Annotated in this window: 24 protein-coding genes; 3 read left to right on the plus strand and 21 right to left on the minus strand. The window is 60.2% G+C overall.

Features of this window, described 5'->3' with window-relative positions; genetic code table 11:
* Positions 1-7: 7 nt before the first annotated feature.
* The 9 genes from ccmI to ccmA all read right to left on the minus strand — a co-directional run bounded on the left by ccmI (position 8) and on the right by ccmA (position 6,991).
* Complete coding sequence (ccmI, locus tag F8N62_RS19045) at positions 8-1,210, minus strand: c-type cytochrome biogenesis protein CcmI (protein ID WP_150712125.1); 1,203 nt, start codon at positions 1,208-1,210, stop codon at positions 8-10.
* The gene (locus tag F8N62_RS19050) at positions 1,203-1,676 is read right to left on the minus strand and encodes a cytochrome c-type biogenesis protein (RefSeq protein ID WP_150712126.1); all 474 of its coding nucleotides are present in this window, start codon (positions 1,674-1,676) and stop codon (positions 1,203-1,205) included. The genes ccmI and F8N62_RS19050 overlap by 8 nt, the downstream gene beginning before the upstream one ends.
* Positions 1,673-2,209: a DsbE family thiol:disulfide interchange protein gene (locus tag F8N62_RS19055; protein ID WP_150712127.1), complete on the minus strand. Its 537-nt coding sequence runs from the start codon at positions 2,207-2,209 to the stop codon at positions 1,673-1,675. The genes F8N62_RS19050 and F8N62_RS19055 overlap by 4 nt, the downstream gene beginning before the upstream one ends.
* Positions 2,206-4,209 carry a heme lyase CcmF/NrfE family subunit gene (locus tag F8N62_RS19060; protein ID WP_150712128.1) on the minus strand — a complete coding sequence of 668 codons (2,004 nt, stop codon included), beginning with the start codon at positions 4,207-4,209 and terminating at the stop codon, positions 2,206-2,208. Before F8N62_RS19060 ends, F8N62_RS19055 begins: the two co-directional genes overlap by 4 nt.
* A gap of 3 nt (positions 4,210-4,212) precedes the next feature.
* Positions 4,213-4,668 (minus strand): cytochrome c maturation protein CcmE, encoded by a 456-nt coding sequence (gene ccmE / locus F8N62_RS19065; RefSeq protein ID WP_150712129.1) that lies wholly within the window; start codon positions 4,666-4,668, stop codon positions 4,213-4,215.
* On the minus strand, positions 4,665-4,841 hold the full coding sequence (gene ccmD, locus F8N62_RS19070; protein WP_008055370.1) for a heme exporter protein CcmD: 177 nt from the start codon (positions 4,839-4,841) through the stop codon (positions 4,665-4,667). Before ccmD ends, ccmE begins: the two co-directional genes overlap by 4 nt.
* Positions 4,838-5,593, minus strand: coding sequence for a heme ABC transporter permease (locus F8N62_RS19075; protein ID WP_150712130.1), 756 nt, complete (start codon positions 5,591-5,593; stop codon positions 4,838-4,840). The genes ccmD and F8N62_RS19075 overlap by 4 nt, the downstream gene beginning before the upstream one ends.
* Positions 5,594-5,690: 97 nt before the next feature.
* Positions 5,691-6,359, minus strand: a complete 669-nt coding sequence (ccmB, locus tag F8N62_RS19080; RefSeq protein WP_150712131.1) for a heme exporter protein CcmB — start codon at positions 6,357-6,359, stop codon at positions 5,691-5,693.
* Positions 6,356-6,991, minus strand: a complete 636-nt coding sequence (gene ccmA / locus F8N62_RS19085) for a cytochrome c biogenesis heme-transporting ATPase CcmA (protein WP_150712132.1) — start codon at positions 6,989-6,991, stop codon at positions 6,356-6,358. The genes ccmB and ccmA overlap by 4 nt, the downstream gene beginning before the upstream one ends.
* Before the next feature lie 196 nt (positions 6,992-7,187).
* Here ccmA and F8N62_RS19090 point away from each other — a divergent pair, with 196 nt between their 5' ends.
* The 3 genes from F8N62_RS19090 to F8N62_RS19100 all read left to right on the plus strand — a co-directional run bounded on the left by F8N62_RS19090 (position 7,188) and on the right by F8N62_RS19100 (position 10,741).
* Positions 7,188-8,762, plus strand: a complete 1,575-nt coding sequence (locus tag F8N62_RS19090) for a flagellar hook-length control protein FliK (RefSeq protein ID WP_150712133.1) — start codon at positions 7,188-7,190, stop codon at positions 8,760-8,762.
* Positions 8,759-9,088, plus strand: a complete 330-nt coding sequence (locus F8N62_RS19095) for an EscU/YscU/HrcU family type III secretion system export apparatus switch protein (RefSeq protein WP_150712134.1) — start codon at positions 8,759-8,761, stop codon at positions 9,086-9,088. The genes F8N62_RS19090 and F8N62_RS19095 overlap by 4 nt, the downstream gene beginning before the upstream one ends.
* A gap of 240 nt (positions 9,089-9,328) precedes the next feature.
* The gene (locus F8N62_RS19100; RefSeq protein ID WP_150712135.1) at positions 9,329-10,741 is read left to right on the plus strand and encodes an RCC1 domain-containing protein; all 1,413 of its coding nucleotides are present in this window, start codon (positions 9,329-9,331) and stop codon (positions 10,739-10,741) included.
* Between the two features lie 87 nt (positions 10,742-10,828).
* On the opposite strand, the gene F8N62_RS19105 is transcribed toward F8N62_RS19100, so the two are convergent.
* The 12 genes from F8N62_RS19105 to fleN all read right to left on the minus strand — a co-directional run bounded on the left by F8N62_RS19105 (position 10,829) and on the right by fleN (position 21,634).
* Positions 10,829-11,221 carry a DUF2802 domain-containing protein gene (locus F8N62_RS19105; protein WP_150712136.1) on the minus strand — a complete coding sequence of 131 codons (393 nt, stop codon included), beginning with the start codon at positions 11,219-11,221 and terminating at the stop codon, positions 10,829-10,831.
* Positions 11,222-11,707 (minus strand): chemotaxis protein CheW, encoded by a 486-nt coding sequence (locus tag F8N62_RS19110; RefSeq protein ID WP_131061597.1) that lies wholly within the window; start codon positions 11,705-11,707, stop codon positions 11,222-11,224.
* A 75-nt stretch (positions 11,708-11,782) separates the two neighbouring features.
* Entirely contained in the window at positions 11,783-12,649 is an 867-nt protein-coding gene (locus F8N62_RS19115) for a CheW domain-containing protein (protein WP_150712137.1), read from the minus strand.
* Positions 12,650-12,766: 117 nt separating this feature from the next.
* A complete protein-coding gene (locus tag F8N62_RS19120) occupies positions 12,767-13,555 on the minus strand; it encodes a ParA family protein (RefSeq protein ID WP_150712138.1) in 789 nt (262 codons plus the stop codon).
* 43 nt (positions 13,556-13,598) lie between these two features.
* Positions 13,599-14,489 carry a flagellar motor protein MotD gene (gene motD / locus F8N62_RS19125; RefSeq protein WP_150712139.1) on the minus strand — a complete coding sequence of 297 codons (891 nt, stop codon included), beginning with the start codon at positions 14,487-14,489 and terminating at the stop codon, positions 13,599-13,601.
* A 15-nt stretch (positions 14,490-14,504) separates the two neighbouring features.
* Positions 14,505-15,245, minus strand: a complete 741-nt coding sequence (locus tag F8N62_RS19130) for a flagellar motor protein (RefSeq protein WP_150712140.1) — start codon at positions 15,243-15,245, stop codon at positions 14,505-14,507.
* A complete protein-coding gene (locus F8N62_RS19135) occupies positions 15,245-16,372 on the minus strand; it encodes a protein-glutamate methylesterase/protein-glutamine glutaminase (protein ID WP_150712141.1) in 1,128 nt (375 codons plus the stop codon). Before F8N62_RS19135 ends, F8N62_RS19130 begins: the two co-directional genes overlap by 1 nt.
* A 49-nt stretch (positions 16,373-16,421) precedes the next feature.
* Positions 16,422-18,668: a chemotaxis protein CheA gene (locus tag F8N62_RS19140; protein WP_150712142.1), complete on the minus strand. Its 2,247-nt coding sequence runs from the start codon at positions 18,666-18,668 to the stop codon at positions 16,422-16,424.
* Between the two features lie 47 nt (positions 18,669-18,715).
* On the minus strand, positions 18,716-19,504 hold the full coding sequence (locus F8N62_RS19145; protein WP_150712143.1) for a protein phosphatase CheZ: 789 nt from the start codon (positions 19,502-19,504) through the stop codon (positions 18,716-18,718).
* Positions 19,505-19,526: 22 nt separating this feature from the next.
* Positions 19,527-19,898: a chemotaxis response regulator CheY gene (locus tag F8N62_RS19150; RefSeq protein ID WP_178113559.1), complete on the minus strand. Its 372-nt coding sequence runs from the start codon at positions 19,896-19,898 to the stop codon at positions 19,527-19,529.
* 168 nt (positions 19,899-20,066) lie between these two features.
* The gene (fliA, locus tag F8N62_RS19155) at positions 20,067-20,807 is read right to left on the minus strand and encodes an RNA polymerase sigma factor FliA (RefSeq protein WP_007894214.1); all 741 of its coding nucleotides are present in this window, start codon (positions 20,805-20,807) and stop codon (positions 20,067-20,069) included.
* Positions 20,804-21,634 carry a flagellar synthesis regulator FleN gene (fleN, locus tag F8N62_RS19160; RefSeq protein ID WP_008001746.1) on the minus strand — a complete coding sequence of 277 codons (831 nt, stop codon included), beginning with the start codon at positions 21,632-21,634 and terminating at the stop codon, positions 20,804-20,806. Before fleN ends, fliA begins: the two co-directional genes overlap by 4 nt.
* Between the last annotated feature and the right edge of the window lie 71 nt (positions 21,635-21,705).

Below are 21,705 nucleotides of genomic sequence, written 5' to 3' on the forward strand. Positions count from 1 at the left end.
CTTCCTGTTATTTGTCTGGGCTGTCGATGGTCAGTTTTTGCGCCGCGGTGGTGCTGCTCGCCAGTGGCTGGCTGCGACCGACCCACTCACCGGCGGTCGGTTGGCCGGCGCGGGAGATGCGCGCAACCAGTTGGACTTCAGGGAAGTTCGACAGTTTCAACTGCGGCATCATTGCATCGGCATCGCCCAGTTCAACGGTCGCCGGCAAGTCGGCGACGGTCAGGCGTTTCGCCGCGAGCGGTGCTGGCGGGCCATTGGTGGCGCGGGCGAAGATGAACACGCTGTCGCCTGGCTGAACCTTGGCTTTGAGTTCTGGCGCCAGATCGACGCTGACCTTGAGCAATGCCGCGACCTTGGCGACCGGTGCCTCAGCGACTTTGCCGCCGCTGGCGAGGAGCTTCTCGGTGGCTCGTTCAATTCCGCCTTGCAGCGCGGTGCGGGAGTTGTCTTCCGGTGGCAGTTGCGTCAGCAGGCGATTCCAGTAGTCGATGGCGTCCTGGTACCGCGCGCTTTCGAACGCGGCAATGCCCAGCAGGCCGAGGCTGGTGACTTCTTTAGGGTCGGCTTTCAACGCTTCGTCGGTCAGGGCCTGAACCTTGTCCGACCACTTCTTGCCGTCGGCAAAGTACTGGGCCTGCGCCCATTGCCCCAACAGTTCCGGCTGACGACCGGCGAGGTTCACCGTGCGTTCGAAGATCTTCGCCGCATCCGCAGGGCGATCCTGTGCCATGTACGTGCGACCGAGGAAGTACAGGCCTTCTGCCGAATCCGGCTGAGCCGCGACGGCGCGTTCCAGGCGAAGGGTCATTTCTTCCATCGATTGCGGCGCCTGGGCGAACTCGCGGGTCAGTTCGACCTTGTCGCTCGCGCCGAAATGCAGATAGAACCCAAGCCCCAGCACCGGCACCAGAATCGCTGCGAGCAACGGCAATGGCTTGCCAAGGCGCGACACACGCGGTGCCTCGACGCCTTCAGTGTCGGCGAGCAGTTCACGGGCCGCCTCGGCGCGACCGGTGTCCATTTGCGCGGTGTCGAGAACGCCCTCTTCCTGCTGAGTCTGCAACTCAGCCACGCGCTCCTGATACAGCGCGACGTTCAAGGCCGTACGGTCTTCTTCAAGTTGCGCACGACGACCGCGCAGAACGGGGATCAGCAGAAAACTCAGGGCAACCAGAAGTAGCAGACCTGCAGCGAGCCAGAAATCAATCATTCTTGGTTTTATCCAACAGGTGGTCGAGACGCTCACGCTCATCTAAGGAAAGCGTGCCCGGTATGTCTGCGCGTTGAACGCGACGACGGCGGACGATCACGGCGATCAGCACCACACCACCCAGCAACAGGCCGGCCGGGCCGAACCAGAGCAAGGCGGTCTTGGCGTTGAGCGCGGGTTTGTAGCGGACGAAATCACCATAGCGATCGACCATGAAATCGATGATCTGCTGGTTGTCCTTGCCCTCGCCGAGCATGCGGAAAATCTCTTTGCGCAGGTCGGCGGCAATCGGTGCATTGGAATCGGCGATGTCCTGATTCTGGCACTTGGGGCAACGCAGCTCTTTGGTCAGCTCGCGAAAACGCTCACGATCGCCTTCTTTGGCGAACTCGTACGTGTCGATGGCCGCGTGCGCCACGCCGGCCAGGCTCAAGCCTAAAACAGCAGCCGCTATCCAGCGCTTCATGGCTTGGCCTCATCCACCAGCGCCTGATACTTGGCCGCCAGTTTTTCACGCCAGACCTGTTCGTCGATCACCCCGACGAACTTGTCGCGAATGATGCCCTTGGCGTCGATGAAGAAGGTTTCCGGAGCGCCGTAGACGCCGAGGTTCAGGCCTAAAGTGCCTTCGTCGTCACGAATGTCGATCTGGTACGGGTTGTGGAATTCCGCCAGCCACTTCAAGGCATCGGCGTTGACGTCCTTGTAGTTGATGCCGTAAATCACCACGCCTTTTTCCGCCAGTTTGTTCAGCACCGGGTGCTCGACCCGGCAGGAAACGCACCAGGTACCCCAGACGTTGACCAGCGCCGGCTTGCCCAGAATGTCAGCCTTGGTCAGGGTCTTGTCGCCCTGCACCGCCGGCAGGGAAAACGCCGGGAATGGCTTGCCGATCATGGCCGAAGGCAACTCGGCCGGGTCCAGATAGAGCCCGCGATAAAGGAAAACCGCCACCACCAGAAAAATCGCCAGAGGCAACAGCATCAGCCAACGTCTCATGCAGTCGCTCCTGTCATGCCCAGTGCTTCACGCACGCGGCTCTTCACCTTGACCCGATAACGTCGGTCCAGCGCCGCCAGCAACCCGCCGAAACCGGTCAGCAAGCCGCCGAACCAGATCCAGCGCACGAACGGTTTGACGTGCACGCGCACCGCCCAGGCGCCATCGCCCAAGGGTTCGCCAAGTGCCACGTAAAGGTCACGGGTGAAACCGGCATCGATCCCGGCTTCGGTCATGACCGAATTCTGCACGGTGTACAGGCGTTTTTCCGGGTGCAGTACGCTGATTTCCTTGCCGTCGCGAATCACCCGCACGGTGCCTTTGTCCGAGGTGAAGTTAGGGCCTTCGAAGTGCTTGGCGCCTTCGAACACGAACTGGTAACCGCCCAGGTCCATGGACTCGCCCGGTGCCAGACGCAAGTCACGCTCGGCGCTGTTCTGGCTCGACAGCACGACACCGAGCGCGCACACGGCGATGCCCAAATGCGCGATCTGCATGCCCCAATAGCTGCGGGTCAACGTCGGCAGGCCTTTGATCAGGCCTTTGTGGCGGGTCTTGTCGAAAATGTCGCGCACACCGGCCAGCAACACCCACGCCGCGAGCATGAAGGTGGCGATCACCGCCCAGTTGAAATCGCCGTAAGCCACGCCGGCCACAACAGCCAGCGCGGCACTGCCGAGCAACACCGGGGTCAGCATGCTCACCAGCCATTTGACCGGCGTGTCTTTCCAGCGCACCAGCATGCCGACCGCCATCACCATCATCAGCAATGCCATCAACGGAATGAACAACGCGTTGAAGTACGGCGGGCCGACCGACAGCTTGGCACCGGTCATCGCATCCAGAATCAGCGGGTACAAGGTGCCAAGCAGGATCATCGACGCTGCAACGACCAGCACCAGGTTATTGCCCAGCAGCAGGGTTTCCCGGGACCAGAGGTTGAAGCCGACCTGGCTCTTGACCACTGGCGCGCGCAGGGCGAACAACGTCAGCGAACCACCGACCACGAACAGCAGGAAAATCAGGATGAACACGCCGCGCTCAGGGTCTGAGGCAAACGCGTGAACCGACGTCAGTACGCCGGAACGCACGAGGAAAGTCCCGAGCAAGCTCAACGAGAACGCGGCGATGGCCAGCAACACCGTCCAGCTCTTGAACACACCGCGTTTTTCGGTGACCGCCAGCGAGTGAATCAACGCTGTACCGACCAGCCAAGGCATGAACGATGCGTTTTCCACCGGGTCCCAGAACCACCAGCCGCCCCAGCCCAGTTCGTAATACGCCCACCACGAACCGAGGGTGATGCCGATGCCGAGGAAGGCCCAGGCGACGATGGTCCACGGACGCGACCAGCGCGCCCACGCGGCATCAAGGCGACCGCCCAACAGCGCGGCGATGGCGAACGCGAAGGCCACGGAGAAACCGACATAACCCATGTACAGCATCGGTGGGTGAACGATCAGGCCAATGTCTTGCAGCAGCGGATTGAGGTCTCGACCGTCCGCCGGAATTTGCGGCAGGATCCGGGCGAACGGGTTGGAGGTGAGGATCAGGAACAGCAGGAAACCCGTGCTGATCATGCCCATCACCGCCAACACCCGGGCCAGCATCACTTGCGGCAACTGCCGGGAGAACACCGACACCGCGAAGGTCCAGCCGCCGAGGATCAACGCCCACAACAGCAACGAACCTTCATGCGCGCCCCACACGGCGCTGAATTTGTAGTACCACGGCAGCGCGCTGTTGGAGTTGCTGGCGACGTAGGCGACGGAAAAATCATCGGCCATGAACGCGTAGGTCAGGCAACCGAAGGCAAACAGCAGAAAGGCAAACTGGCCCCAGGCCGCCGGCTGAGCGAGGCTCATCCACAAGCGGTCACCGCGCCAGGCGCCGAGCAAGGGCACCACGGCTTGAACCAGCGCGAAACACAGCGCCAGAATCATCGCCAAATGGCCCAGTTCAGGGATAAACAGCCCTGAGCTATAAAGTGCGGATGTCATCGATCAACCCTCCTTCGCGGGCGTTGGAGCCGATTGACCACTGTCTTTCAGAGCCTTGGTCACTTCTGGCGGCATGTACTTCTCGTCGTGCTTGGCCAGCACTTCGTCGGCCACCACCACGCCGTCGGCGTTGATTTTGCCGAGGGCAACGATGCCCTGCCCTTCGCGGAACAGGTCCGGAAGGATGCCGCGGTAACTGATGGTCACGGACTTTTTGAAGTCGGTAACTACGAATTTGACGTCCAGCGAGTCGCCGGAACGTTGCAGCGAACCTTTCTCGACCATGCCGCCCGCACGAATGCGCGTGTCTTGCGGCGCTTCACCGTTAGCGATTTGCGTCGGCGTGTAAAACAGATTGATGTTCTGCTGCAGGGCGCTCAGGGCCAGGCCAACGGCAGCGCCGACACCGACGAGGATCGCGAGAATGATGATAAGACGCTTTTTGCGCAGCGGATTCACTTGCCGTTCTCCCGGCGCAGACGACGCGCCTCTTGTTGCAGATACCGCTTGCGGGCCAGGATCGGCGCCGCCACGTTGAGGGCCAGCACTGCCAGGCAGATGCCATAGGCTGACCAGACATACAGGCCATGATGGCCCATGGCGAGGAAGTCGCCGAATGAAGCAAAACTCATCGAGCGGCCTCCAGGGTGTTCTGCACTTCGGCTTTCACCCAACTGGCACGAGCCTCTCGCTTGAGCACTTCAAGGCGCATGCGCAGCAACAACACGGCGCCGAAGAAACAGTAGAAACCCAGCACCGTCAGCAGCAGTGGCAGCCACATTTCGACCGGCATCGCCGGTTTTTCGGTGAGGGTGAACGTCGCGCCCTGGTGCAGGGTGTTCCACCACTCCACCGAGTATTTGATGATCGGGATGTTGATCACGCCGACGATGGCCAACACCGCGCAGGCCTTGGCCGCGCTGTCACGATTACTGATGGCGTTGCCCAGCGCAATGAGACCGAAGTACAGAAATAGCAGGATCAACATGGACGTAAGTCGTGCATCCCAGACCCACCACGAACCCCAGGTCGGCTTGCCCCAGATCGCGCCGGTGACTAGCGCCACGGCGGTCATCCACGCACCGATCGGTGCCGCGCACTGCAGGGCAACGTCGGCCAGTTTCATTTTCCACACCAGCCCGACGATGCCGCACACCGCCAGCATCACATACACCGATTGCGCCAGCATCGCGGCAGGAACGTGGATATAGATGATGCGAAAGCTGTTGCCTTGCTGGTAGTCGGGCGGCGCGAAGGCCAGGCCCCAAACGACGCCAACGCCAATCAGCAGCAATGCAGCGATGCTCAGCCACGGCAGCAGTTTACCGCTGATGCCGTAAAACCATTTCGGTGAGCCGAGCTTATGAAACCAGGTCCAGTTCATTACTGTTTCCATCACGGTTGCTGTTCGCCATCACGAGCAGCCCAGGGTCTGTCTTTTTTTCAAAAGAAAGCGATCAAAAAATGATCAGACCTCATTATTATTCGCCGACGCTAATCTTCAGGCCAGCAGCTATTGCAAACGGTGTCAGGGTTATCGCCAGGGCGGTCAGGCTACCAAGCCACAGGAGATAACCGGTCGCCGGCATGCCCTGCAATGCCGCCTGCAAGGCGCCACTGCCGAGAATCAACACCGGGATGTACAGCGGCAGAATCAGCAACGCCAGCAACAGGCCACCCCGCTTCAATCCCACCGTCAGCGCTGCGCCTACTGCACCGAGCAGGCTCAGCACCGGTGTACCCAGCAACAGGGAAAGCAGCAACACCGGCAGACAGGCGGTTGGCAAACCGAGCATCAACGCCAGCAGTGGAGCGAGCAATACCAGTGCCAGGCCAGAGAAGGCCCAGTGTGCCAGTACCTTGGCCAATACCAGAAGAGGCAGGGGGTGCGACGAAAGGACCCACTGTTCGAGTGAACCGTCCTCGAAATCACTGCGGAAAAGCCCGTCCAGCGAGAGCAGGACCGATAAAAGGGCCGCGACCCAGACCAACCCCGGAGACAAGGTTTGCAACAATTGAGACTCCGGGCCGACCGCCAGCGGAAACAGTGCAACCACGATGGCGAAGAATACCAGCGGGTTGGCCAACTCCGCCGGACGACGGAACAGCAAGCGAGCCTCACGGGCGACCAGCAGGCCGAAAACACTCATACGGTCCAGTTTCCTAGATCGATGTCGCGGTAACCGGTCGGCATCCGGGTCAGTGTGTGGTGCGTGGTCAGCACCACCATGCCACCGCGCTCACAGTGTGCAGCCAGGTGGTCTTCGAGTTGCGCGACGCCTTGTTTGTCGAGGGCGGTGAACGGCTCGTCTAGGATCCACAGCGGCGGGCTGTCCAGGTACAAACGGGCGAGTGCCACGCGACGTTGCTGGCCGGCAGACAGGGTGTGACAGGGAACATCCTCAAAACCGCGCAGCCCGACCGCACCGAGGGCGTCCCGAATGGCTTCAAGGGACGCCGGGTGATGCAGGGCGCAGAGCCAGCTGAGGTTTTCTTCCGGGGTCAGCAAATCCTTGATGCCGGCGGCATGCCCGATCCACAGCAGATTGCGCGCCAGTTCACTGCGTTGCTCGTTCAACGGCTGACCGTTGAGCAGTACATGACCGGCAGTCGGTTGCATCAGACCGGACAACAGCCTTAAAAGACTGGTCTTGCCGCTGCCGTTCGGGCCACTGATTTGCAACATTTCGCCACTGGCCAGTCTCAATTCGAGATTTTCGAAGAGCAGCCGAAGGTCTCGCTCACAGGCGAGGGCAACGGTTTGCAGGACAGGACTGGTCAAGAGATCACGGGCCTTTACGGTTCAAGTCGGCAGCGGCGCGGCCGCTAAAGAGATGCAGCATAGATACATTGGCGGCCTGTTCTAGAGAGCTGCGTCAAACAAATGCTATGTTTTCGCCACTCCGGGAAAGACGGGCGGCATTATACATGCCATGCCCTACTCTAAAGAGGGCAATTTCTTCAGGTTGTGACCGCGTATGACAGGCGAAATGAACATCCTCCCGCTACCGCAAACCACACCGACGACTTCACGGCCGTCAGTGCTGAGTAGCGAATTGCTGACGCTGCTCAAACCGATGGAGGGCCTGATCACTCCCGGGCAAACTGCCAGGGCCGAAGTGTTGTCGCTCAAGCAGGCAGATCAGACCTTTCAGTTGCTGCTCAAGGTCACCCTTGAGAGCGGCCGGCAAACCACCGTTCAGGCCAGCAGCAGTCAACCGTTGCCGCAGGGCACGAACATCGCGATCACTCAGCCGTCGGCCAGCAACCTGGCGATCACCGTGCAGCAGGCCATCGCCTCCAGTGTCGCCGCCCTCACCCGCATCGACACCACGCAACTGCCGGCGGGCACGCTGCTGCAAGGCAAGGTGCTGACCTCTCAGGTGATGCCGCAAGTGCCGGGCCAGCCGACAGTGTTTCGCTCGCTGGTGAGCCTGCTCAACACGTCGCTCAGTGGCAGCACCCTGAGCCTCGACAGCCCGACGCCCTTGCGCATTGGCACCTTGCTGAGCGCGCTGGTACAAGACACCCAGACCCTCAAATTCGTCCCACTGAGCAATCGTCAGGAACAACTGGCGGTCACCCAACAACTGGTCAGTCAGCAAAGCCGACAGGGCTCGCTGGATGGCCTGCTCAAACTCCTGCAAAACCTGCCGACTTCAAATCAGACCTCAAGCGACCTGCGCGCCGCCGTGGACAAACTGCTCGCCGGGCTACCGGACGTACAGCAATTGAGCACGCCTAAAGGTCTGGCGCTGGCCCTGGCCAACAGCGGCCTGTTCCTCGAAGCCAAGCTGCTCGCCGGGCAAAATCCGACGCTGGCTCCGGACATGAAAGGCGATCTGCTCAAACTGATCGCGCAACTGACACCGGGGCTGCCGGGCAACACCAATCTCAACGCAATTATTGCTGCCAACACCCTGGCCCAAGCCATGCCGAATTTCGTACGCAGCGCTCTGGGCATGCTTGGTCAGGTCAGCGCCAAACCGCAGCCGACCAGCTTTCCTTTACCGGAGCGCTTCCTGCAAAGCATGGACGGCGAGGATGATCTTGAGCATTTGCTGCGGCTGGCCGCTGCCGCGGTGTCGCGCCTGCAAAGCCATCAACTGTCGAGCCTGGAGCAGACCGGCGTCACCGACGATGGTCGCTTGATGAGCACCTGGCAGCTGGAAATCCCGATGCGCAACCTGCAGGACATCGTGCCGTTGCAGGTGAAGTTTCAGCGCGAGGAAGCACCAGAAAAAGACGAGCCCCATGAACGCCGCGATGAACGCGAGCCGAAGCAACAATTGTGGCGCGTCGAGCTGGCTTTCGACATGGAACCGCTGGGCCCGTTGCAGATTCAGGCGCAGTTGATTCAGGGCAGCCTGTCCAGTCAGCTGTGGGCCGAACGGCCTTACACCGCCAGCCTGATCGAGAGCAATCTGGCGGCGCTGCGCGAACGCTTGCTGACGTGCGGGCTGAACGTCGGCGATCTCGATTGCCACCTCGGCACACCGCCGCAAGGTCCCAAAACCCGTCTGGAACAACGCTGGGTCGACGAAACCGCATGAGAAATCCCGAGACGCCACGCCAGGCCATCGCCCTCAAATACGACGGCACCCACGCCCCTACCCTCACCGCCAAGGGCGACGAAGCTCTGGCGGAAGAAATCCTCAAGATCGCCCGTGATTATGAAGTGCCGATTTACGAAAATGCCGAACTGGTGAGACTGCTGGCGAAGATGGAGCTGGGGGACAGCATTCCGCAGGAGTTGTATCGCACGATTGCCGAGATTATTGCGTTTGCGTGGAATTTGAAGGGCAAGTTTCCCGAGGGGCAGGATCCGGATGCGCCGATGATCGAGAAGGATATTACTGATCGCGGGGATGATTACTGATTCGACATTTCATGCAAAAAAGATCGCAGCCTTCGGCAGCTCCTACGCGAGATACCTTGTAGGAGCTGCCGAAGACCGCGATCCTTCGACTTTGACTCCTCGCTTTGCAGCGATCGCGCCACCTGCAACAATTTCATGACCACTTGTCGCTTCTGTCAAATCTGACAGTAGCCAGCGCCACTCCCAGAGACTCTGATAGCTGAATTTGCAACAGAGATTGCCTCAAGGAGACGCACTGTCATGAACCCTACATCGTCGGGCTCCGGCCAGAATCAACATGCAAAGAGCGCAGGCAAGTTCGTCGTCATGGGCGCACGGTGTTGCAATAGTGCGATTGGCGCGTTCCATCCCCGCAGTTGGAGGCTTGTATCGCTGGACGCCGACACCCTGGAGCCGACGGTCGTCAGTTGGCATTACAAACATGGCGGGCGGCCTGTCATGGGCAACGACTTTTTTGACACCCAGCCCGATCAGCACCTGATCGTAAGTTCAGGCACAGAGCGCATGACTCTTAATCCGTTGAACATCAGCGCTAATTTCCCGGCGATGTGCGCGCGGCGTGATGATCAATATTTGCATGCCTGGGGCTGGGCCGAGTTCGGTGGCGAACTCCCCGAAGAGATAAAAAAAATAAAGGACGCGGTGCAAATAGAATCATCGATGGCCGCTTTTGCCGTAAGGCGCGCCAACGGTAGCGTGCGGGCGTGGGGGAGTCCATTGAACCCAAGTTCGCTTGTACCGGCAGACATCGCCGCACTGACCAATATTGTTGGAATCTTCGGGGGCAATTATGTGTTTGTTGCTCTGCTGACGACTGGACAAGTTGTTGCGTGGGGATTGGAGGAAGCGGGTGGCAAGTTACCAGACAAGATTGCCACGCTGACCGATGTTGTAGGTGCTGTAGGCACCCAACACGCGTTTGCAGTCCTACGTCGAACCGGTCAAGTCGACGCATGGGGCGACCCGGACAATGGCGGTGAATTGCCGGAAGAAATCCGTCAATTAAGGGACGTAGTGCAAATAGCCCACTCCGGCAGGAATTTCGCCGTACGCCGCGCCAATGGACAACTGGCCGTATGGGGACGCAGGACTGCTCTTCCTCCGATACCGGAAGATATTGTCAACTTGGATGACATCGTTGATATCGCGGGTAAATCTGGCGCTATCGCGGTGCGCAGGGCCAATGGACAGATCAAGGCTTGGGGTATGACGCAACGCGACACGCCTCCCGAGGAAATTGCCGACCTCACCGACATCGTGCATGTCACTAGCACCTCCTACTCCTTCATTGCATTGCGCGCCAATGGCCGGATAGTCACGTGGGGGGACGGCATAGCATCTGTGGTGCCGGAAAATATCGCGCCATTGTCGGACATCGTGGCGATCACCACCAACCATGAAGCAGCCGTGGTTTTGCGTAGCAGTGGTGAAGCCATCGCCTTCGGCGACCCCGAGACAGGTGGTGACAGTTCAGGCGTTTCACACCTGCTAACCAATGTGCGGGCGGTCTTTGCGGGAACCAATACATTTGTAGCCTTGACGATGGACAACAGAGTGATCGCCTGGGGTGACCCGCAAAAAGGAGGCACCGGCGAGCAAAAAGCACTCTATGGCTTGATTTCCTATGCCGGGAAACTACAAATAAATCTCTGACATTGATGCAGAAAAGATCGCAGCCTTCGGCAGCTCCTACGCGAGATTCCCGGTAGGAGCCGCCGAAGGCTGCGATCTTTTGATCTTTCAGTTCTTGTGCAACTTGCGCATCAACTCCGCCTCGGCCTGGGTCAACCCGCAGGACTGAGTCAGTTCATCCGCGGTAGCGCCCATCCCGACCAATCGTGCCGCCTGGGCAAACGACAGGCTCGACGGGTCGCGCTGCTCAAGCTGAGCCAGCTTGTCCGGCAACGGGCCGACGACCGCGCGCAGCTCATGCAAGTCTTCACCCATGCGCACGTTGCCGCTCTGGTAGTTGTCGACGCGCTTGCCCAGGTCCTTAATGCGCTGATCGCGCAGCGCATCGCCTTCAGCCTGTTGCGCGGCGATCAGCCGCTGACCGCGTATGTACGCCAGAAACATCGCCAGCGTGCCTGCCCAGAAGAGGAACAGGACAATGACCGCAACCTCAAGAATCAATCAGATGTTCTCCAGGTCCGACCATTCTTCTTCGCTCATCATCTTGTCCAGCTCGACCAGAATCAGCAATTCGTTGTTCTTGTTGCACACGCCCTGAATGAACTTGGCGGACTCTTCGTTACCCACGTTCGGCGCGGTTTCGATTTCCGACTGACGCAGGTAAACCACTTCGGCAACGCTGTCGACCATGATGCCGACCACTTGCTTGTCGGCTTCGATGATGACGATCCGGGTGTTGTCGCTGATTTCGGCATTCATCAGGCCGAAGCGCTGACGGGTGTCGATTACGGTGACCACATTACCGCGCAGGTTGATGATACCCAGCACGTAGCTCGGGGCACCCGGGACCGGAGCGATTTCGGTGTAACGCAGGACTTCCTGAACGCGCATCACGTTGATGCCGTAGGTTTCATTGTCCAGTTTGAAGGTTACCCATTGCAGGATCGGATCTTCGGAACCTTTTGCAGACGACGCCTTATCATTCATACCCTGACCCCTCGAAAAACCGCCCTTGGCGGTGTGTGTTCGGTGCGACGGCAAGTCACTTTGCCCCGCGTGTTTTTATGTTGGTTTGTGGGTCGGCTTGCTGCCGCCCATGTGCTTCGCCCCACCGCTGGCGATCAGCTCGGCCAGTGCGGCAACGTCGAGCAATGCACACATGTGTTCAATCACTGTGCCCGCCAGCCATGGCCGTTGACCACGGTGGCTGCGCCATTTGATTTCATTCGGGTCCAGGCGCAACGAGCGGCTGACCTGATGCACGGCCAGCCCCCACTCATAGCCCTGCACCGAGATCACGTATTGCAGGCCCTGACGGAAGTCATCGCGGTAGCGGTCGGGCATGACCCAACGGGCGGTATCGAGCACTTTCAGGTTGCCGGCCTGGCTTGGCAGAATCCCGAGGAACCATTCCGGCTGCCCGAACAACGGCGTCAGCTCGTGCCCTGCCAATGAATAAATCGAGCCCAGGCACACCAGCGGCACCGCGAGGGTCAGGCCGGCGACATCGAACAACAGGCATTCAAACGGCTCGGCAGCCCATGCCGGACGACCATCGGTGTCTACCGGTGGCGGCGTGTTGCTCGGTGGCAAATGAACTTCGACGACCGGCGGCACCAAGGCTTGCAGCAGCGGCGCGATGGTCGAAACGGGCGTCAGAACCGGCGTCGGGGCTTCGAGCAGAACCACCGGTGCTTTAACCTCCGGCACAGCCACCGGCGCGGCGACGATGGCGGGTTTCTGCGCATCGCGCGCCTGCTCTTCAAGCACTGCCGCCTGGAACTCGTCCAACGCCGCTTCGGCTTCGATCACTTCGGGAATGGCCTGGACGGGTGGCGGCAACTCTTCCGTCGCCTCCATCAGCAAGCTTTCCAGATAGGACTGAAGCGCCAGTTGCGGACGCGAAGTGATCTTCACCGGCCGGTTCATGCGCGCCCCTTTGTAGGAGCTGCCGAAGGCTGCGATCTTTTGGCCATGTCAAAGGCGCCACAGAACCGGATCAAAAGATCGCAGCCTGCGGCAGCTCCTACGGGAATTGATTTCATGTCAGGCCACCTGCGCAACGGATTGCTGCGTCAGCATGTGCTTGAGCAACGCGCGATACGCCAGCACGCCGCGGCTCTTGCTGTCGAATTGCGAAGGTGTGACGCCGGCGCGGCTGGCGTCACGCAAACGCGTGTCGACCGGGATGTAGCCCTGCCAGATTTCTTCCGGGTACTTGTCGCGCAACACTCGCAAGGTTCCCAGGGAAGCTTGAGTGCGACGGTCGAACAAGGTCGGCACGATGCTGAAAGCCAGAGGCTGTTTGCGTGAACGGTTGATCATGGCCAGGGTGTTGACCATGCGCTCCAGGCCCTTGACCGCCAAGTGTTCGGTCTGCACCGGGATCACCAATTGCTGACTGGCCGCCAAGGCATTGACCATCAGCACGCCGAGCAACGGCGGGCTGTCGATCACTGCGTAATCGAAATCCTGCCACAGTTGCGCCAGGCTCTTGGCAATCACCAGGCCCAGGCCACTCTGGCCCGGCGACTGACGCTCAAGCGTCGCCAGCGCGGTGCTCGACGGCAGCAGGGAAATACTCGCGTGACTGGTGGGCAACAACAATTGCCCGGGCAAGCCCTGGGGCACGCTGCCCTTGTGCAGGAACAAGTCGTAGCTGCTGTGTTCCAGAGCGTCGGGGTCGTAACCAAAGTAGCTGGTCATTGAGCCGTGGGGGTCGAGATCGACCACGACCACGCGCTTGCCCGCCTCGGCCAGTAACCCGGCTAAAGCGATGGAGGAAGTGGTTTTACCGACACCACCCTTTTGATTGGCGACTGCCCAGACTCTCATTCGGATTGTTCCTCCCGGCCGCAGATGCCAACCGAGAAATAGCTCAACGTGTTAATGCGGGTGACGGAGAATTGACGGCGCTCTCTCGTCCCGGCGACTTGACCGGTGCAGGTGCAGTTTGTGTGCCAGCGCGCTTCAACGCGGCATCCGGCTGCGCATGCGCGGTTCCGGTGCCGGTGAGGCTGCGACGGACATCGAGATTTCGTGACACCACCAACACCACCCGACGGTTACGCGCCCGTCCTTCGGCAGTCGCGTTATTCGCCACCGGCTGGAATTCGCCGTAACCCACCGAGGCCAGTCGACCGGGGTTCACACCCTGCATCGCCAGCATGCGCACGATGCTCGCCGAACGGGCCGAGGACAATTCCCAGTTGGTCGGGTACTGCGCGGTACGAATCGGCTGATCGTCGGTGAAACCTTCGACGTGAATCGGGTTGTCGAACGGCTTCAGAATTACCGCCACCTTGTCGATGATGTTGAACGCGATGTCGCTGGGCATGGCATCGCCACTGCCGAACAACAGACTGGAGTTGAGTTCGATCTCGACCCACAACTCGTTGCCACGCACAGTCATCTGATTGGCGCTGATCAAATCACCAAACGCGGCACTGATGTCATCGGCGATGCTTTTCAGTGGATCGCTGGCACCGGCGATTCCGGCGTCGACCTGCTCGGCGTCTTTGACCAGCGGTTTGGCCGGGGTCACGGTTTTCGGACGCTCCTCGCCGATCGGAATGGGCTTGAGCGCACGGTCCGAATCGGTGAACACGCCAATCAACGCTTCCGAGATGACTTTGTACTTGCCTTCGTTGATCGAAGAGATCGAGTACATCACCACGAAAAAAGCGAACAGCAACGTGATGAAGTCGGCGTAGGAAACCAGCCAGCGTTCGTGGTTGACGTGTTCTTCAGGTTGCCGGCGACGAGCCATTCTCCATGCCCCCCATCAATCCATGAAGCCCTGAAGCTTCAACTCAATAGAGCGAGGGTTTTCACCTTCGGCGATCGACAGAATGCCTTCCAGCAACATTTCGCGATAACGCGACTGGCGCAAGGCAACGGCTTTGAGTTTGGCGGCGACGGGCAGCAACACCAGGTTGGCACTGGCCACGCCGTAGATGGTGGCAACGAAGGCCACGGCAATGCCGCTGCCCAGTTGCGACGGATCGGCCAGGTTGCCCATCACATGGATCAGGCCCATCACCGCACCGATGATGCCGATGGTCGGCGCATAGCCGCCCATGCTTTCAAAGACTTTGGCGGCTTCGATGTCGCGGCTTTCCTGGGTGTAGAAATCCACTTCGAGGATGCTGCGAATCGCTTCCGGCTCGGCACCGTCAACCAACAGTTGCAAGCCTTTTCGCGAGTAGCTGTCGGGCTCGGCATCGGCCACGCCTTCCAGACCGAGCAGGCCTTCCTTGCGTGCGGTCAGGCTCCAGTTGACGACGCGATCAATACCGCCGGCCAGATCCACGCGAGGCGGAAACAAAATCCAGCCAAGAATCTGCATGGCACGCTTGAACGCGCTCATCGGCGATTGCAGCAGCGCCGCGCCAACGGTCCCGCCGATCACGATCAATGCGGCCGGGCCGTTGGCCAGCGCGCCGAGGTGACCGCCTTCAAGGTAGTTGCCGCCGATGATGGCGACGAACGCCATGATGATCCCGATAAGGCTGAGTACATCCATCAGATACACGCCTCGACCAGGTGCTTGCCGATATCGTCGAGGCCGTAAATCGCATCGGCGAGTTCGGCTTTGACGATGGCCATCGGCATGCCGTAGATCACGCAGCTGGCTTCATCCTGAGCCCAGATCGAGCTGCCGCCCTGCTTGAGCAGACGCGCGCCTTCACGACCGTCGGCGCCCATGCCGGTCAACACCACCGCCAGAACTTTGTCACCGTAGGACTTGGCTGCCGAACCGAAGGTGATGTCCACGCACGGCTTGTAGTTCAGACGTTCGTCGCCCGGCAGGATCTTCACCGCGCCACGGCCGTCGATCATCATTTGCTTGCCACCCGGCGCCAGCAACGCCAGGCCCGGACGCAGGATGTCGCCATCCTCGGCTTCCTTGACGCTGATGCGGCAGAGCTTGTCCAGACGCTCGGCGAACGCCTTGGTAAACGCGGCCGGCATGTGCTGGATCAGCACGATCGGGGCCGGGAAGTTGGCCGGCAACTGAGTCAACACCCGTTGCAGGGCAACCGGACCACCGGTGGAGGTGCCGATGGCAACCAGTTTGTAGGCTTTGCGTTTCGGTGCGGGCGACGACGACGGTGCATGCGCCGGCGTACGGACCGGAGTCGGCGCCGGACGTGCGGGCGCGCTGCTGCCATAACTGCCAATGCTGGAAGGCATCGGCGCCGGGGCTGGCGCCGCGACCGGAGCCGGCGCGCTGTAAGTGCTGACGCGACGGTTACTGCGCGAGATGCTGAGAATCTTCTCGCACAGCAGTTGCTTGACCTTATCGGGATTGCGCGAGATATCTTCGAAATTCTTCGGCAGGAAATCCACCGCGCCGGCGTCCAGCGCATCCAGTGTGACCCGGGCGCCTTCGTGGGTCAGCGAGGAGAACATCAACACCGGGGTCGGGCAGCGCTGCATGATGTGCCGCACGGCCGTGATGCCGTCCATCATCGGCATTTCGTAGTCCATGGTGATCACGTCTGGCTTGAGGGCCAGCGCCTGATCGATCGCCTCTTTTCCGTTGGTCGCCGTGCCGACGACCTGGATATTCGCATCTGCTGAAAGAATTTCCGAGACGCGGCGGCGGAAAAACCCCGAATCGTCCACCACCAGGACTTTGACTACCATAAACACTCCGTTAGGCGGGGCGAGGCGCAGTCGCCCCGCTCCCCCAGAATCAAATACGCCGTGCGGCGTAACGCTTGAGCATGCTCGGCACATCGAGAATCAGCGCGATGCGGCCGTCACCGGTAATGGTGGCGCCCGACATGCCCGGGGTTCCCTGGAGCATTTTGCCCAATGGCTTGATGACCACTTCTTCCTGGCCCACCAGTTGATCGACGACGAAGCCGATCCGCTGGGTGCCCACCGAAAGGATCACCACATGGCCCTCGCGTTGCTCTTCATGAGCGGCGGAGCTGACCAGCCAGCGCTTGAGGTAAAACAGTGGCAGCGCCTTGTCCCGCACGATCACCACTTCCTGGCCGTCGACCACATTGGTGCGCGACAGGTCGAGGTGGAAAATCTCGTTGACGTTCACCAGCGGGAACGCAAACGCCTGGTTGCCGAGCATGACCATCAGCGTCGGCATGATCGCCAGGGTCAACGGCACCTTGATGACGATCTTCGAGCCTTTGCCCTTGGTCGAGTAGATATTGATGGTGCCGTTGAGCTGGGCGATCTTGGTTTTCACCACGTCCATGCCCACGCCACGACCCGACACGTCGGAGATCTCGGTCTTGGTCGAGAAACCCGGGGCGAAGATCAGGTTGAAGCAGTCGGACTCGCTGAGACGGTCCGCCGCATCCTTGTCCATCAAGCCTTTCTTCACCGCGATACCGCGCAACACGTCGGCGTCCATGCCCTTGCCGTCATCGGAGATGGACAGCAGGATGTGGTCGCCTTCCTGTTCGGCGGACAGAATCACCTTGCCGCTGCGCGGCTTGCCCATCGCTTCGCGATCAGCCGGTTCTTCGATACCGTGGTCGACCGAGTTACGCACCAAGTGGACCAGCGGGTCGGCCAAGGCCTCGACGAGGTTCTTGTCGAGGTCAGTTTCTTCACCGACCAGCTCCAGGTTGATCTCTTTCTTGAGCTGGCGAGCCAGGTCGCGAACCAGACGCGGGAAGCGCCCGAAGACTTTCTTGATCGGTTGCATCCGGGTCTTCATGACCGCGGTTTGCAGGTCGGCCGTGACCACGTCGAGGTTCGACACAGCCTTGGACATGGCCTCGTCGGCGCTGTTGGCGCCCAGGCGGACCAGGCGGTTACGCACCAGCACCAGCTCGCCGACCATGTTCATGATTTCGTCGAGACGCGCGGTGTCGACCCGAACAGTGGTCTCGGCTTCGCTGGCCGGTTTTTCCGCCGGTGGCGCGGACGGTGCACGAGCAGGTGCCGGCGCTGCGGCAGCGGCAGCGGCAGGCTTCGGTGCTTCGGCTTTCGGCGCGGGCGCTTTAGCCACAGGTGCCGCCGCTTTGGCGACAGGCGCTGCGACCGAGGACGACGCCGAACCGACTTCAGTGAACTTGCCTTTACCGTGCAATTCGTCGAGCAGCGATTCGAACTCGTGATCCGAGATCAGGTCGCCGCCGGCCACTGCTGCGGTTGGCGCAGCCGGGGTCGGTACCGAGGCAATGGCCGACTCCAGCGCATCGACGGCAAAGTTGCCCTTGCCGTGCAGCTGATCGAGCAGGGCTTCAAATTCATCGTCTGTAATGTCGGAGCTGTCGCCTGGCGCTTTCGGGGCAACCGGGGCGGCGGGTGCAGCCGGTGCTGCCACCGCATCGACGGCGAACTGGCCTTTGCCGTGCAGTTGGTCGAGCAACGACTCGAACTCGGCATCGGTGATTTCGTCACTGGCCGGCGTACCGGTCGATGCGATGGGCGCAGCCACTGGCGCCTCGGCCTGAGCCTTGACGGCGTTCAGCGAGTCCAGCAATTGTTCGAATTCGTTATCGGTAATGTCGCCCGATTCGGCTTCTGCAGCCGGTTCTTGCGCCACTTCCGCCACGGGTGCAGCTTGATCGGCGGATTGCGGCTCGGCCAGACGGGCCAGCGCCGCGAGCAATTCAGGCGTGGCCGCCGTGATCGGGCTGCGCTCGCGAACTTCGGTGAACATGCCGTTCACTGCGTCCAGCGCTTCGAGAACCACGTCCATCAGTTCCGAGTCGACGCGACGCTCACCCTTGCGCAGGATGTCGAACACGTTCTCGGCGATGTGACAGCACTCCACCAGCTCGTTGAGCTGGAGGAAGCCGGCGCCCCCTTTTACAGTGTGAAAACCGCGAAAAATTGCATTGAGCAAATCCGCATCATCCGGTCGGCTTTCAAGCTCGACCAGTTGCTCGGACAGTTGCTCTAGAATCTCGCCGGCCTCAACCAGGAAATCCTGAAGGATCTCTTCATCGGCGCCGAAGCTCATTAAGGGGGGTGCTCCTACAGGTCTAAAAACCTAAAATACCTAAAATTCTAAAACCCTAGGCTGGATAGCAAATCGTCCACATCGTCCTGACCGGACACAACGTCTTCTCTTTTATCGGCATGAATCTGCGGACCTTCACCCTGAGAGAGATGTTTTTGCGGATCTTTTTCTGCAAGCATGGCTTCACGGTCATGTTCGATGCCCGCGAAGCGGTCCACCTGACTGGCCATCAGCACAAGTTTGAGCAAGTTACTTTCCACTTCGGTGACCAACTGGGTCACACGCTTGATCACCTGACCGGTGAGGTCCTGGTAATCCTGGGCGAGCAGAATGTCATTGAGGTTGCTCGACACCACACGGTTGTCCGCGCTGCTGCGTATCAGGAAACCGTCGACACGCCGTGCCAGTTCGCGGAACTCTTCAGCCCCGACTTCGCGCCGCATGAACCGTCCCCAATCCGTGCTCAGCGCCTGGGCTTCATCGCTCAGGCTGTTGACCAGCGGCGTGGAGTTTTCCACCAGGTCCATGGTGCGGTTGGCGGCGGCCTCCGTCAGCTTGACCACATAACCCAGACGCTCGGTGGCGTCGGTAATCTGGGACACTTCCTCGGCTTGCGGCATGTGCGGGTCAATCTGGAAATTGACGATCGCGCTATGCAGCTCGCGAGTGAGCTTGCCCACTTCCTGATACAGGCCGCGGTCACGGGTCTGATTGAGCTCATGGATCAGTTGCACAGCGTCGCCGAACTTGCCTTTTTCAAGGCTTTCGACCAGTTCGACCGCGTGTTTTTTCAGGGTCGATTCAAAATCGCCCTGTGAAGATTCGTTGTGGTCCATAGCTCCCCCGTGGCGCAATTTCTCAACCGATGCGTTCGAAAATCTTCTCGATTTTGTCTTTCAACGCCTGGGCCGTGAAGGGCTTGACCACATAGCCGTTAACACCGGCCTGGGCCGCTTCGATGATCTGTTCGCGCTTGGCTTCAGCAGTCACCATCAGTACGGGCAGGCTCTTGAGCTTCTCATCGGCACGCACGTGGCGCAGCAGATCGATGCCGGTCATGCCCGGCATGTTCCAGTCCGTTACCAGAAAGTCGATGCTGCCGCTGTTGAGGACTGGAATGGCAGTGATGCCATCGTCAGCCTCGACCGTGTTGGTGAACCCAAGGTCACGCAACAGGTTTTTAATGATCCGCCGCATCGTTGAGAAGTCATCAACGATGAGGATTTTCATGTTCTTGTCCAATTCGACCTCCAAGCAGTCTTAAACGCGCCCAGCACCTGGACGCGCCATTTCATTCAATCCGGCAAAAGCACTCAATGACTGTCTGGAGCACAACAGATCGCGACCGGCGCGGTTCATCACCACACCAGCCACGTTCGCAGTGTCCCCACACTGCCTTCAGCGCGCTCGCCACTCCCCCAAACGCCCCCGCAAACGGGCCGCGCACTGGCTGTGTAACTGGCTGACCCGAGATTCGCTGACCCCCAGGACTTCACCGATTTCCTTGAGATTCAACTCTTCGTCGTAGTACAGCGCCAACACCAGTCGCTCACGCTCCGGCAAATTGGCAATCGCGTCCGCCAGTGCTGCCTGGAAGCGTTCATCTTCCAGGTCGCGTGACGGCTCGAGATGAGCACTCGCGCCATCCTCGTGCAGCCCTTCGTGTTCGCCGTCCTGCAACAGATCGTCGAAACTGAATAACCGGCTGCCCAGGGTGTCGTTCAGAATCCCGTAATAATCGTCGAGACTCAATTGGAGTTCGGCCGCAACTTCGTGATCTTTAGCGTCACGGCCGGTTTTAGCTTCAATAGAGCGAATTGCGTCGCTGACCATGCGGGTATTGCGGTGGACCGAACGTGGCGCCCAGTCACCTTTGCGCACTTCATCAAGCATGGCGCCGCGGATCCGGATGCCCGCGTACGTCTCGAAACTTGCGCCTTTGCTGGCGTCGTATTTGGTCGACACTTCGAGCAGGCCGATCATCCCGGCCTGGATCAGGTCTTCCACCTGGACACTGGCCGGCAAACGCGCCAGCAAGTGGTAGGCAATGCGCTTGACCAGTGGCGCGTAACGCTCGATCAACTCGTACTGCGCGTCACGTGCCGACTTCTTGTAAAGGTTGTAGCCGCTGGCTGTCATAGCACGGGTCCTGCCGTTTGTTGCACGAGGCGCTCGACGAAAAACTCCAGGTGCCCGCGCGGGTTGGCGGGCAGCGGCCAGGTATCGACCTTTTGTGCGATGGCCTTGAAGGCCAGGGAGCACTTGGAACGCGGGAACGCTTCATAAACCGCGCGCTGCTTCTGCACCGCCTTGCGCACGCTTTCGTCGTACGGCACTGCGCCGACGTATTGTAAGGCGACGTCGAGGAAGCGGTCCGTGACCTTGGTCAACTTGGCGAACAGGTTGCGACCTTCTTGCGGGCTCTGGGCCATGTTGGCCAGGACGCGGAAGCGGTTCATGCCGTAGTCGCGGTTAAGCAGTTTGATCAGTGCGTAGGCGTCCGTGATCGAAGTCGGCTCGTCGCAGACCACCAGCAACACTTCTTGCGCGGCGCGTACGAAACTGACTACCGAGTCACCAATACCCGCAGCGGTGTCGATGACGAGTACGTCGAGGTTGTCGCCGATGTCGCTGAAGGCCTGGATCAGGCCGGCGTGTTGAGCCGGGCTCAAGTGCACCATGCTCTGAGTGCCGGACGCGGCCGGAACGATGCGGATGCCGCCGGGGCCCTGCAACAGTACGTCGCGCAGCTCACAACGGCCTTCGATCACGTCGGCCAGGGTACGTTTGGGTGTCAGTCCCAGCAGGACGTCGACGTTCGCCAGCCCCAGATCGGCGTCCAGCAGCATGACGCGCCGGCCGAGCTCAGCTAGAGCCAGGGACAAGTTCACTGACACGTTAGTCTTCCCGACGCCACCTTTGCCGCCGGTCACCGCGATCACCTGTACGGGATGCATGCTGCCCATGTTATTTCTTTACCTTGTCTTGCATAGACGGAGGCCACATTACTGGCTGCGCGTTCATCATCTGAACAATG

This window comes from Pseudomonas fluorescens (assembly GCF_902497785.1).
In the GTDB taxonomy this organism is placed as follows: domain Bacteria; phylum Pseudomonadota; class Gammaproteobacteria; order Pseudomonadales; family Pseudomonadaceae; genus Aquipseudomonas; species Aquipseudomonas fluorescens_BO.

What these genes read in the sequence shown, in the direction of transcription:
- ccmI (WP_150712125.1), bottom strand. Translation starts at nt 1,210, where the DNA reads ATGATTGATTTCTGGCTCGCTGCAGGTCTGCTACTTCTGGTTGCCCTG.
- F8N62_RS19050 (WP_150712126.1), bottom strand. Translation starts at nt 1,676, where the DNA reads ATGAAGCGCTGGATAGCGGCTGCTGTTTTAGGCTTGAGCCTGGCCGGC.
- F8N62_RS19055 (WP_150712127.1), bottom strand. Translation starts at nt 2,209, where the DNA reads ATGAGACGTTGGCTGATGCTGTTGCCTCTGGCGATTTTTCTGGTGGTG.
- F8N62_RS19060 (WP_150712128.1), bottom strand. Translation starts at nt 4,209, where the DNA reads ATGACATCCGCACTTTATAGCTCAGGGCTGTTTATCCCTGAACTGGGC.
- ccmD (WP_008055370.1), bottom strand. Translation starts at nt 4,841, where the DNA reads ATGAGTTTTGCTTCATTCGGCGACTTCCTCGCCATGGGCCATCATGGC.
- F8N62_RS19075 (WP_150712130.1), bottom strand. Translation starts at nt 5,593, where the DNA reads ATGAACTGGACCTGGTTTCATAAGCTCGGCTCACCGAAATGGTTTTAC.
- ccmB (WP_150712131.1), bottom strand. Translation starts at nt 6,359, where the DNA reads ATGAGTGTTTTCGGCCTGCTGGTCGCCCGTGAGGCTCGCTTGCTGTTC.
- F8N62_RS19090 (WP_150712133.1), top strand. Translation starts at nt 7,188, where the DNA reads ATGACAGGCGAAATGAACATCCTCCCGCTACCGCAAACCACACCGACG.
- F8N62_RS19095 (WP_150712134.1), top strand. Translation starts at nt 8,759, where the DNA reads ATGAGAAATCCCGAGACGCCACGCCAGGCCATCGCCCTCAAATACGAC.
- F8N62_RS19100 (WP_150712135.1), top strand. Translation starts at nt 9,329, where the DNA reads ATGAACCCTACATCGTCGGGCTCCGGCCAGAATCAACATGCAAAGAGC.
- F8N62_RS19110 (WP_131061597.1), bottom strand. Translation starts at nt 11,707, where the DNA reads ATGAATGATAAGGCGTCGTCTGCAAAAGGTTCCGAAGATCCGATCCTG.
- F8N62_RS19115 (WP_150712137.1), bottom strand. Translation starts at nt 12,649, where the DNA reads ATGAACCGGCCGGTGAAGATCACTTCGCGTCCGCAACTGGCGCTTCAG.
- F8N62_RS19120 (WP_150712138.1), bottom strand. Translation starts at nt 13,555, where the DNA reads ATGAGAGTCTGGGCAGTCGCCAATCAAAAGGGTGGTGTCGGTAAAACC.
- motD (WP_150712139.1), bottom strand. Translation starts at nt 14,489, where the DNA reads ATGGCTCGTCGCCGGCAACCTGAAGAACACGTCAACCACGAACGCTGG.
- F8N62_RS19130 (WP_150712140.1), bottom strand. Translation starts at nt 15,245, where the DNA reads ATGGATGTACTCAGCCTTATCGGGATCATCATGGCGTTCGTCGCCATC.
- F8N62_RS19135 (WP_150712141.1), bottom strand. Translation starts at nt 16,372, where the DNA reads ATGGTAGTCAAAGTCCTGGTGGTGGACGATTCGGGGTTTTTCCGCCGC.
- F8N62_RS19140 (WP_150712142.1), bottom strand. Translation starts at nt 18,668, where the DNA reads ATGAGCTTCGGCGCCGATGAAGAGATCCTTCAGGATTTCCTGGTTGAG.
- F8N62_RS19145 (WP_150712143.1), bottom strand. Translation starts at nt 19,504, where the DNA reads ATGGACCACAACGAATCTTCACAGGGCGATTTTGAATCGACCCTGAAA.
- F8N62_RS19150 (WP_178113559.1), bottom strand. Translation starts at nt 19,898, where the DNA reads ATGAAAATCCTCATCGTTGATGACTTCTCAACGATGCGGCGGATCATT.
- fliA (WP_007894214.1), bottom strand. Translation starts at nt 20,807, where the DNA reads ATGACAGCCAGCGGCTACAACCTTTACAAGAAGTCGGCACGTGACGCG.
- fleN (WP_008001746.1), bottom strand. Translation starts at nt 21,634, where the DNA reads ATGGGCAGCATGCATCCCGTACAGGTGATCGCGGTGACCGGCGGCAAA.